This is a genomic window from Bacteroides sp. ET489 (genome assembly GCF_030518095.1).
Lineage (GTDB): Bacteria > Bacteroidota > Bacteroidia > Bacteroidales > Bacteroidaceae > Bacteroides > Bacteroides ndongoniae.
Genome location: NZ_JAULLJ010000060.1, coordinates 1 through 12,632, shown reverse-complemented (window position 1 = coordinate 12,632; position 12,632 = coordinate 1). Strand labels below are relative to the sequence as shown.

The 12,632-nt window shown below is 45.6% G+C and carries 6 protein-coding genes; 4 read left to right on the top strand and 2 right to left on the bottom strand.

The window, feature by feature from the left end:
* The first annotated feature begins 24 nt into the window (after nt 1-24).
* Nucleotides 25-3,627: a glycoside hydrolase family 2 TIM barrel-domain containing protein gene (locus Q3C19_RS17245; protein ID WP_302730996.1), complete on the top strand. Its 3,603-nt coding sequence runs from the start codon at nt 25-27 to the stop codon at nt 3,625-3,627.
* Nucleotides 3,628-3,691: 64 nt separating this feature from the next.
* The gene (locus tag Q3C19_RS17240) at nt 3,692-5,257 is read left to right on the top strand and encodes a sulfatase (RefSeq protein ID WP_071147974.1); all 1,566 of its coding nucleotides are present in this window, start codon (nt 3,692-3,694) and stop codon (nt 5,255-5,257) included.
* 124 nt (nt 5,258-5,381) lie between these two features.
* Here Q3C19_RS17240 and Q3C19_RS17235 read toward each other — a convergent pair whose 3' ends face one another.
* Nucleotides 5,382-6,908 (bottom strand): arylsulfatase, encoded by a 1,527-nt coding sequence (locus Q3C19_RS17235; RefSeq protein ID WP_071147975.1) that lies wholly within the window; start codon nt 6,906-6,908, stop codon nt 5,382-5,384.
* A gap of 204 nt (nt 6,909-7,112) precedes the next feature.
* On the opposite strand from Q3C19_RS17235, the gene Q3C19_RS17230 reads away from it, so the two are divergent.
* Both Q3C19_RS17230 and Q3C19_RS17225 read left to right on the top strand, forming a co-directional pair.
* A complete protein-coding gene (locus tag Q3C19_RS17230) occupies nt 7,113-8,660 on the top strand; it encodes a sulfatase (RefSeq protein ID WP_071147976.1) in 1,548 nt (515 codons plus the stop codon).
* A gap of 105 nt (nt 8,661-8,765) precedes the next feature.
* Nucleotides 8,766-9,287 (top strand): GNAT family N-acetyltransferase, encoded by a 522-nt coding sequence (locus tag Q3C19_RS17225; RefSeq protein WP_071147989.1) that lies wholly within the window; start codon nt 8,766-8,768, stop codon nt 9,285-9,287.
* Here Q3C19_RS17225 and Q3C19_RS17220 read toward each other — a convergent pair.
* Nucleotides 9,284-11,716 (bottom strand): DEAD/DEAH box helicase, encoded by a 2,433-nt coding sequence (locus tag Q3C19_RS17220; RefSeq protein WP_302730992.1) that lies wholly within the window; start codon nt 11,714-11,716, stop codon nt 9,284-9,286. The genes Q3C19_RS17225 and Q3C19_RS17220 overlap by 4 nt on opposite strands.
* Nucleotides 11,717-12,632 lie beyond the last annotated feature (916 nt).

Here is a 12,632-nt window from a genome sequence, read left to right as displayed (position 1 = left end):
TAGAATAGAAAACTAAAAAATACCATGAAAAAAATATTTATAAGTTTTATATGCTTCTTTGTATGTGCATTCACCACAGCTATCTATGCACAAGTAGGTTTTGCCAAAAACAAACTCTATAATGTGATACCAGCCGAGGACACCCCAAAAGCATTGGGTTACAAACAAGGAAACTCAAAAGTCATCCTGATCAAGCAGAATGCCGATGATAAAATGCAGCAGTGGACAATCAGCAATCTGTCCAGCAGTTTTCGTTTTATCAATCCTTTTGATAATAAAGCTATCTGTGCCCGTACAGACAATTCATTGGAAATAACGGAGAACAACGGTTCCGATGAATCACAGTTATGGACTATTCGACCGAAAAATAAGTTTTTACAGATTTTCCCGACTAACAGTCCCGATCTGATTCTATTCTATAGCAGTGAAGGAAAATTGCAATTGGTGGACAAACGTAAGTTTGGAAACGCCCCCGAAACTTTTTTTTCAATTAAGATAAGTAAAATGGCAATGCCTGAAAACGCTGGTCCCGATTTGTCGCAACGTAGCAAAACTTATTGGGAAGACGAAACTTGTTTCGAAGAAAACAAAGAAGCCGGACATGCCACCTACTTACCGTACGCTTCTACCGCTGAAATGAAAGCCGATATAGACTTCTATCAGACCCCATGGACCACCCCCAGAAGTTCGTATTTTTATTCATTAAACGGTAAATGGGCTTTCCACCTCGTTTCTGAGCCATCGCAACGGCCGCAGGACTTCTACAAAGAAGATTACGATATTTCAGACTGGGATACAATCCCTGTGCCGTCCAATTGGGAAATGCAAGGATACGACCGCCCCATCTATGCCAATGTAGAATACCCTCATGCCAATATTCCTCCTTATATTGATGCCCGCAAAGGTTTTAATGATGGAGGGAAAAATTATGGTATCAATCCGGTTGGCTCCTACGTACGTTTCTTCAATCTGCCTGAAGGATGGGAAAAACAACGGACATTTATCCACTTTGGCGGTATCTATAGCGCAGCCTTTGTCTACTTGAATGGCAAATATGTAGGCTATACGCAAGGAGCAAATAATGTAACCGAATTTGATCTGACACAATACCTGCGGACAGGAGAAAATCGTCTTGCCGTACAGGTATTCCGCTGGAGCGATGGCTCCTACCTGGAATGCCAAGATATGTTCCGGATGAGTGGTATCTTCCGCGATGTATATTTGTACAATACACCGCTGGCCAGCATACGCGACCACTACATAACTTCTAAATTAGAAGCACAATCCAACTACAAGGAAGGAAATATGTCCGTAGCCTTAAAGCTGGACAACCGAGACGGACTAAAAGGCTCGAAAGACGTCACACTGAGCCTGATTGCTCCCAACGGCAGTCTAGTAAGTGAAAAAACGCTGCACATTGCATATACACCCGATCAAAAAACAGTTGAAAGACACATATCCTTTCCCTTGAAAGATCTGTGCCTTTGGACAGCCGAAACTCCCAATCTTTACACCTTACACATCGTTCAATACGAGGAAGGCAAAGAAGAGATGGCATTTTCGACCAAATACGGATTCAGAGACATTGAAATACGAGGCTCATTGGTTTACATCAACGGACAACGCGTTTTCTTTAAAGGTGTAAACCGCCATGATACCCACCCTATCTATGGGCGTGCCGTACCTACGGAATCGATGCTGCAAGATGTATTGCTGATGAAACAAAACAACATCAACACCATCCGTACTTCTCATTATCCGAATGCAGCCAAGATGTATGCCATGTTCGATTACTTCGGCCTCTATACGATGGACGAAGCCGACCTAGAAAATCATGCCAACCAATCAATCAGCAACATGCCGTCATGGATTCCAGCTTTTGTTGACCGTATAGATCGTATGATTCTTCGCGACCGTAATCATCCAAGTGTAATCTTCTGGAGTTTAGGTAATGAAGCCGGAGGTGGAAGTAACTTCCAGGCATGTTACGATGCTGCCAAACGTCTTGATAACCGCCCCGTACACTATGAAGGTACCCGCGATGGTAAAGAATATGGCGGTAATCGTTTCAGTGATCTTTATTCTAAAATGTATCCAGGCATGAAATGGATGGATACCTACGTCAATTCATTCAGTAAACCTATGTTCATTTGCGAATATGCCCACGCTATGGGAAATGCCATAGGTAATCTGAAAGAATACTGGAACAGTATAGAAAACAGTACATCCACCATAGGTGGTGCTATATGGGACTGGGTAGACCAAGCCATATATGAACCCAATGAAATGAAAAAAGGCATTTACCGACTGCATACCGGCTATGATTTTCCAGGACCGCATCAAGGTAACTTCTGTTCGAACGGTATAGTTCCTGCCACACGTGACGAATCGCCCAAACTGAAAGAAGTAAAAGCTGTATACCAATATGTACACTTCACACATTTAGGAACAGAGATAAACAAAAATGAAGTCAAAATCCTACTAAAGAACACGTATGATTTCTTGCCTCTTGATGGATTCTATCTTCATTGGGAAATACTGGAAGATGGTTACATTTCGGCAACAGACAGCCTGTTACCCGGCCATGTCATGCCCGATGACTCACTTGCCATAAATATAAAACTGCAGGGAATTAATCTCAGTCAGGCACAAAAAGCAGGAAAAGAAGTAATGCTTAATCTGGCTGTATGCACCAAAGATGCTTCCACTTGGGCCAAAGCCGGACATACAGTTGCACAACAGCAATACGAACTTTTGAAACGTTGTGCCTTGCCGCAGCTTTCAGTCAAAAGCAGTCGGAAGAACACCCTGAAAGTAGAAGAAACTCCAGCTATGTTCATTATAAAAAATGCACATATCGAAGCTTCCTTCGATAAACAAAGCGGACAGATGAAGACACTCATCTTAAACGGACAGTCTGTCATCAGTCATAGCCAAGGCTTTGTATACGATAATCACCGTTGGATAGAAAATGATAAATTTACAGATACCTCCAATGGACTTGAACCGGCAGGGACATGCACCTTAGAGAAAAAAGGAAGTTCTATAATTGTAAGGACTACCCGAGAAGGCAATTTATGCCAAACTCAAATTGTCTATACCTTACAGCCTGATGGAACCATCGGTATGGACGTAGAACTAACACCCCAGACAAGCGAATTGAGAAGATGTGGACTAATATGTGCCATCGACTCATCTCTAAATACAGTCGATTATTACGCCTACGGTCCTTGGGAGAACTACAACGACCGTAAAGACGGATGCACAGTAGGACGCTACAGTACCACTGTAGAACAAATGGAAGAAAAATATGTCAAACCACAATCCATGGGTAATCGTGAAGGACTACGAGAACTGCTTCTTCGCAATAAATCCGGTGCAGGCATCAAAATAGAAACCGAAGGAAACGTATCGTTTTCAGCTTTGCGCTACACAGACGAAGATTTGATGAACTGCGACCATATGTGGGAACTGCAAAAACGCCCGTACATACTCCTCCACCTTGATGCAGCCGTACGGGGTGTAGGCAATGCAAGTTGCGGAAAAGATGTGGACACTTTACCCGTGTATCGTATTCAACAGCAAAAGTACTCCTACAAATTACGCATCAGCAGTATCAATAAATAAGAACGTAGCAACAGTCAATCTACTGAAACTATCATCTTGTAACAATTATAAATTAATGCATATTATGAATCATTCTCTCTACCCGCTTTTCGGAATAGCCACTGTAGCATCCTTACTTTCAGCATGCCAGCAATCCGACAAGGCATCTAAACCCTACAACATTGTCTATATCATGACCGATGACCACACAGCTCAGATGATGAGTTGCTACGATATACGCAACATCGAAACTCCCAACCTCGATCGCATTGCTCGCGACGGCGTTCGTTTCACCAACAGTTTTGTTGCCAACTCGCTCAGTGGCCCCAGCCGTGCTTGTATGCTCACCGGCAAACATTCTTGTGCCAACAAATTCTATGATAATACGACTTGTGTTTTCGACAGTGCTCAGCAAACTTTCCCCAAGCTACTCCAGAAAGCCGGCTATCAGACAGCCGTCGTAGGCAAATGGCATTTGGAAAGCCTTCCTTCTGGATTTGACTATTGGGAAGTAGTACCCGGACAAGGCGATTACTACAATCCCAATTTTATCACTCAAAATAATGATACGATCCAAAAGGAAGGTTACATCACCAACATCATCACAGATGATGCCATCGACTGGATGGAGAACAAACGCGATAAAGAAAAGCCTTTCTGCCTTCTGATTCACCACAAAGCTATCCACCGCAACTGGATGGCCGATACATGTAATCTACATCTTTACGAAGACAAAGAATTCCCATTGCCCAACAACTTTTACGATAATTATGAAAATCGTCTTGCAGCAGCATCTCAGGAGATGAGTATTGCCAAAGATATGGATCTGATATACGATCTTAAAATGCTGAAAGAAGGAAAAGACAGTCGGCTTAAAGCTCTTTACGAAAGTTTTCTTGGTCGTATGAACCCTGCACAACGAAAAGCCTGGGACGATTTCTACAATCCAATTATTGAAGACTTTTACCGCAAGAATCCCCAAGGCAAGGAATTGGCAGAGTGGAAATTTCAACGCTATATGCGTGACTACGCCAAAGTCGTAAAATCGCTTGATGATAATGTTGGCCGTGTACTTGATTATCTGGAAGCAAACGGTCTGCTCGATAATACCCTGGTAGTCTATACTTCTGACCAGGGCTTCTACATGGGCGAACACGGATGGTTCGACAAACGTTTTATGTACGAGGAGTCTATGCGCACACCGCTTATCATGCACCTACCAGCCGATTTCAAAACACGTGGTGACATTCCACAACTGGTACAAAACATCGACTATGCCCCTACCTTCCTTGAACTGGCAGGTGCTCCTATACCTAACGACATTCAGGGTGTATCCCTACTCCCTCTGCTTAAAGGTGAAAAGCCTGCTGACTGGCGTAAAGCGCTCTACTATCACTTCTACGAATATCCAGCCGAACATATGGTAAAACGGCATTATGGTATCCGTACCGAACGCTACAAACTGATGCACTTTTATAACGACATCGACGCTTGGGAACTCTATGACATACAAAACGACCCAACCGAAATGAACAACTTGTACGGGCAAAACGAATACGCTTCTATTGTAACTGAACTAAAAGCAAATATGCTCGAACTTCAGGAACAATACAATGATCCTGTTCGTTTTTCCACTGAAAAAGACCGCTAAGATATCCAATAATATAGATGGCAGTTGTTTCCTCCAAAACAGAAATTATGTTTCTGAAGGGAACAACTGCCACATTTTTTCATTGACACTGCTAAAAAGTAAATATAAAAGTTTCTTATGAACGTCAATCGAACGACGGCAACGTAATCTTGAAGTCGGCGCTAGGTCTATGCTCGGTACGAATGATGTCTTTCATCCGACGGACAATGTCAGGGTGCTGTGCCGCCACATCGTTGTCCTCGTGAATGTCGGTAGCGAGGTTATATAAATGAGGAATTCCTTTTTTCACTACCAGCTTCCAGTCATCCATACGTACGCCTATCTGGTCGGTTTCGTGGAATTCCCAATACAGGAAATCATGCTTCTGTTGCGCCTCATCGTTTCCCGTCAGCACAGGGGCAAACGAAATGCCGTCGAAACAATCACTTTCCAACTTCTTGTTCAAATACTTTTTGGGGAATTTCTTGTCACCAATCAGTTCACAGAAGGTTGGAATCACATCGTAAAAAGCCAGTTGATGGTCGCACACAGCACCAGCTTCCACCTTCCCCGGCCAACGTACTATAAAAGGAATACGAATACCACCTTCGTAGCACTGACGTTTCAATCCACGCAACTTACCGTCTCGGCCGAAAAACACAGGATCGGCACCTCCTTCTTCGTGAGGACCGTTATCGCTGGTAAACACCACAATGGTATTCTCGTCAAGTCCTTTTTCCTTCAGCTTGTCCATTATTTCACCTACATAAGCATCCAACCGTGTAATCATAGCTGCAAACTGAGCATGTGTATGTATCGTGGCATTGTAACGGCTTCCTTCTTGCCCACCCCAAGTTTTGTCCACAAAGAACTCCTTTTTATATCCTTGGAGAATAGAGTCGTCGGGCTGCACCAATTCGGCATGGGGCAGTGTATAGGTAAAAATTCCCATGAAAGGTTGCTTGCCGTCCTGTCTGTCGAGCCACTCCAAAGCTTTGCGATGAATAATGTCGGCAGAGTATTGCGAACGTTTGTAATAATCACGTCCGAACATAGGATACTGAATATTCTCTTCCATCACTTCGCGTACCACTGCCGTATCGCCCAAAGCCTTGCTGTAACGGTTCAGGAAGTTAGGATAGTACAAGTGAGCCTGGAACTGACAAATATAACCATAGTATTCATCAATGCCTCGCTTGTCGGGTGTAGATACCGACCCTTCGTAACCGCCTGCCCATTTTCCGAACATGCCAGTCGTATAACCGTTCTTCTTCATAATTTCAGGCAAAATAATGTGCTGCGGGTCATAAGGCATCTGTCCTACTACACTGTAGTCTTTATTTTCACCATACATCACAACCGGAGTCTCAGGCCAATACTCCTTATTGCCCCGTACCAGACAATGTCCTGAATGTTGTCCGGTCATCAGCGTTGCCCGCGACGGAGCACTGACCGGACTACCGGCATAAGCCTGCGTAAACCGCATTCCTTCAGCTGCCATACGATCGATGTGGGGAGTACTGATATAGGGCTGACCATAACAGGCCAAATCGCCGTAACCCATATCATCGCACAAAATGAATACAATGTTCGGGCGCTGCTCTTTTTGCGCAAAAAGACTTGCACTGCACAACAGCAGTGAGCCTAGAAGAAGAGACGATTGACTTTTCATATAAATGGAATAAACTGATTTAAAATTTAAAAATAGCAAATTGTTTGCGAACGACTGGAAAGAGTCTTGTTAAAGAAGCTAAATTATGGCATAAGACATATTTATAAACAGCCAATTACCTACATTTTAATCGTATCTTTGAAAAGTTTCCGCTGACAGCTTATTGTTTAAAACTAAAATATAAAGAAGAATTCTGAAGCATCTATGAAAAGACTATTCACAGCACCGTGTCTCCTGCTTGCGACACTCGCTTCAACAGCTCAAAACACTACTCAACCCAACATCATCATGTTTCTGGTAGACGACATGGGTTGGCAAGACACCTCCGTGCCTTTCTACAACAACGAACGGAGCAACCTGAATCAACGTTTCCGCACTCCAAACATGGAACGGCTTGCACAACTGGGTGTCCGCTTTACCGAGGCTTACGCATGTGCCATTTCTTCGCCTACACGATGCAGTCTGATGTCAGGCATGAATGCCTCCCGACACAGAGTGACCAACTGGACACTGGAGCTGAACCAACAGACCGATGCCAAGAGTAGCGTCATCAGCCTGCCACAATGGAACTACAATGGTATACAGCCGGACAGTACAGCCGGTAAGATCAACAATTCTACCCCTATCACTTCCCTGCCACAAGTTCTGAAAGATAACGGATATTATACCATACACTGCGGGAAAGCCCACTTCGGTGCACGCACTACTCCCGGAGCAGATCCGGCAACCATGGGTTTTGACGTAAACATTGCCGGCGGTCCTAATGGAGCACCCGGCAGTTATCTGGGAACAAAAAACTTCGGTCAAGGCAGCAAATTTGCCGTATACGGTTTAGAGAAATATTACGGCCAAGACATATTCCTGACCGAAGCCCTGACACGAGAAGCCCTGAACGCCATGAAAAAGTCGGTTGAAATGAACAAACCGTTCTACCTTTACATGTCGCACTATGCCGTCCATTCGCCCTACGACGAAGATAAACGCTTTACCCCCAACTACCGGGGTCAGTTCGACGAACAGCTGAACGATACACTCAACGAGAACGAAGTCCGCTATGCTGCGCTTGTAGAAGGCATGGACAAAAGCCTGGGCGACATCCTCGACTATCTGGAACAGAATCCGGAAGTAGGCAAAAACACCATCCTGCTGTTCATGTCCGACAACGGAGGACAAGGACTGAACAACGTGCGCCAAGGACGTGCCAACCGCGACCAGAACTATCCGGCACGTGCCGGCAAAGGTTCGGCCTTCATGGGCGGCGTACGCGAACCGATGATGGTCTATTGGCCCGGAGTAACCCAAGGCAACACACAGAACGACCAGCGCGTCATGATAGAAGACTTCTTCCCTACCATACTGGAAATGGCCGGCGTAAAACAATATCGCACTTTACAGACTATTGACGGAACAAGCTTTGCAGAGGTACTGAAACATCCGGCAAGGCGGTACGAACGTCCCATCGTGTGGCACTTCCCCAACCTGTGGGGCGAAACGCAGAACAAAGAAGAGAGCTACGGTGCCTATTCCTCAATCCTGAAAGGTGACTATCATCTGATTTATACCTGGGAGAGCCGCCAATGCCGCCTTTACAATGTGAAAGAAGATATCGGCGAACAGAATGATCTGGCAGACAGCATGCCCGAAAAAATAAAGGAACTGGCCGACGAACTGACCCGTTACCTGAAGGAACGGGATGCCCAACGTCCGGCGTACCGTTCGTCCGGTGAACTGATTCCGTATCCGAACGAATGACGCATCATCAACGGAGATGTTTCGTTAATTGCATTTCGGGTTGCAAAATATTCGCCAAAACAAAATAATAGAATAATTTTGCAGCCCGAAAATAGTATGTACAATATGATAACCATCAAACAAACCAGACCCGAAGAAATAAGCAAACTGATGCCTATCTTCGAACAGGCTAAACGCATCATGCGGAAAAGCGGCAACATGAAGCAATGGACCAGCGGATATCCCAATGAAGAACTCGTACGCCGCGACATCGAAAACGGACATAGCTATGTCTGCCTCGACGATGCGCAGGAAATCATCGGTACATTCTCCTTCATCCCGGGCAAAGACCCGACGTATGCCCGCATCTACGAAGGAGCTTGGATAGACAACGTACAGCCTTATGCCACTATCCACCGACTGGCAAGCACAGAAGCAAGTCACGGAGTAGCCGCCGCCTGCCTGGACTGGTGCTACCGTCAGATACCGAACCTGCGGGCAGATACCCACCGCGACAACAGTATTCTGCAGCACATCCTGACCAAACACGGATTTACCTATTGCGGCATCATCTATCTGATGAACGGAGATGAACGGCTCGCCTTTCAGAAATGCAACATGCCGAAAGAACAGCACACCAATGTTTAAAGTGCGTACTTCTGCCTTAGCTCCTCAACAGTGGCACCAGTAAAGTAATCTTCAATAAAGTCCCAACGCTGCGCATCGGTCAGTGCTTCCGTACCAAAGAAGAGGGTAAACAATTCTATCTGTTCTTCGAAAATCAGTTCGCTATTATCCAAAATCAGGTTACGGTAGTCGTCCGTCGACACCAGTTGTAACAAGGTTTCAGGATCGTTAAAACGAATCTGTACGCAAGGAGTTCCACCACCTTCGACACTGAACGACAGACAGTTCAGCATGGAAAGCAAGTTCAGCAGCATGTTCAGGTCGGAGAAAGGAGTAGTGTAGAACACCAGCTTATCGCCCTTGCATCCCGTGATGCGCTGCACAAACAGCTTCTGATAACGGGACAGCAGCAGGTCGAAGCCCTTGGTCACCGTGAACGAAAGTTCGTTGGATTCTTTCTTCTTCACACTGCTGATGTAGCTGACGCTGCGCCCTTCCTCGGTACGCGACTCCAGCAGCGAACCGATAAAGCGTTTGGCCGAGCGGACATCCATATCGTGCTCGGCAAAGACAGCACGGAGTTCTTCTTCATCAAAGCGTCCTTTCGTCTTGCGCAACTTATCGGTCAGCAGTGTCTTCAGGCTGTCAAACAAGGCATCGAGCCGACAACGTATCTCGGCTGCATCTTCCTTCAGCAATACATCGTGCCTGCCTACTGCCACAGCACGCGAACCTTCCCACAACGTACCGTTGCCCAACTGCTGTTTGAACTCTTTATATCCCAACTCCGGGAAACGTTCTTCCCACAAGTCGTTCAGCCGTACCCGATAGACATCGGACTCGCCTTCGACCGGAGTCAGATAATCGTGGAATTCGCACGCAAAAGCATCGCCCATTTTGTCCTGCACATAGCCTTCGGTCAGCAGGTTTTGCGGACTTACGTCCAGCAGATTATGCCCGAAGCGGGCAGAGAGGTCGTCTTCGAGCCACAACAATGCCGTCTTGATGAGCTGTCCCAATTCGGACTCGTACTCCAACTTGTTTTTCGTACGCGGCACCTTCACTACGAACTCAAAATCGGACAAAGAAATCATCACTTCCTGCTTCTCGCCTTTCATGCGATAAACCTCCATCAGCTTACGCAAGATAAGTACCAGCTGTTCCTGAGCAATGTTCCCCAACTGATGCAGGCGCTTCATGTAGTAGAAGTCGCGTTCATGAAAATCGGTTGCTGCAATGCCTTGCACATCGGCATCGCGCGCGGCACGACCGATCTCCTGAATATAATCGACAAACGTACTGGAGGGGGCAACGTGGTACACACGATCGATATCGCTGATGTCAACTCCCATACCAAAGGCCTTAGTGGCCACAATCAGTTTCTTGGTACCTTCCTTGAACTCCTGCACGATGGTGGCTTTCTGTTCTTTCTCTTTTTTACCGTAGTACGATGCCACCAGGTGCCAGTCACACGAACGCACCCAACTCTTCAAGCGCATGTCGATGCCGCCGGCAAAAGGATAGTAAAGCAAAGTCTTATGCCCGTCCAGATAATCTTCGATCCGACCGGAAACAACACGCTGTTTGGCCTTGTCGTAAGTTTCGCCTTCCTCGATCGTCATCTGACGGATATCGAAACCGATGTTGCGACGCTTCACCGTACCTACATACAGCACACAAGGTTCCATCTGCAACGAACGGATGGTCTCGAACACCATGTCGTTTCTTCCTACCGGATTCCACACGGCAGTAGCCGTCAGCGCAAACAGCGGGAAGCCGTATCCGAGACTCTGCTTCAAACCATTCAGATAACGCCCCAGGAACCAATAGTCCACACGGAACTCCTTACCCCAAGTAGTCACCGTATGCGCCTCGTCGACCACCACCATGCCTATGCGGCGTCCGCCGATAAAGTGCTTGATGTCGTACGACAATAACAACTCGGGCGAGAGATAGAACAAGTCAATCTCCCCCTCACGCACCAGACGGTAGACCTCGGCTTTCTGTTCGGGCGACAGATCGGACGAAGCATAAGCCACCCGCGTGTAACCTAACTCCTGCAGACTTTCCACCTGATCGACAATCAATGCCTTCAGCGGCGACACGACAATGGTAAGCAACCCGTACTGACGTCCCAAATAAATGGCAGGTAACTGGAACAGCAACGATTTACCCGAACCCGTAGGTGCTGTCAGCAAAATATTCTCTACAGACGCGTCGCCCTGTTGTGCCTTTTCTGCTTCGAGGATGACATTCTCTATCAGCTGTCCTTGCGAGATTTCCAGTTTCTCTTTCCCACTGAACAAGTCATCGTATATCTCCAGATTGCGGAACTGCTCGTATCCGTAAACTTCCTTCAGCAAAGCCTGAACTTCTTCCCGGCAAGTTGCCGGCAATTGCCGTTGCTTCAACTCGGGCAAACGTCGTGTCGTTACTTCCATTTTCGTCATCGGTTTAAAGAATATACAAATATATGATTTTGTAGCGTAATAACAGGCTTCACACAGGAAAAAGTTCTACTTTCCCACCTGTTGTCTACAGAAGAAGACCATCCAATTCTGAAACACTTGCACGGCTCGCGAGCGACACTTGCATTCCATTTATGGGACACTTGTACGGCTCGCGAACCGTACAAGTGTCCTACAACGTAGTAATTGAAACACCGTTCTCTTGCTTCACGCCTTATCAAACAGTCAAATTAATAGAAAGCATTCTACTGTCTCTCCTAAAGAAGACTGCGTATTCATGCAAAACGACTCAAAAACTCATATTTTCAAATATTCGCCGGTGAAGTTTCATCATAATATTCAGGTAATAAGCACGTTGTTGTGAAACATACTTTCATGCCTCATCAGGGGCAAAAATCGTACATGTGAACTACGGGACATGACGTTTCACAGGAATTCACTATTATACAAGTAGTTAGCATAAACATAAAGAATAAAGGCTGGAAAACTGAATCTTTTCTCTTTTCAACAGATTTAGTACATACGGTAGCTTTCACCTATTATCCGAGTGTTCATTATGTAAATTCATTTAACCAACGAGTCTTATTCTAAATATCAAGTCGCTATAAAGACAACACCGGCAACTCCTAAACAAACACCGGCGGGGCAAACAACTCATCGTTGCCTGTCCCGCCGGTATGTAGATGTTTCATTTATGCGACTTAGATCAATACTCCTCTTCGTTGAAAAAATTTATCCGTATTGATTATCAATATATTATATCATAACCAATGAAATTTGCGCAAACAAACCGCACCGTCTGAGACGGTCTGAGGCGAGCAGAAGAATTAACGACAAACATATCTCTTAAGCAATAATGGGCCTAATAATTTTGTTTTGATTACACTCATATTATCTT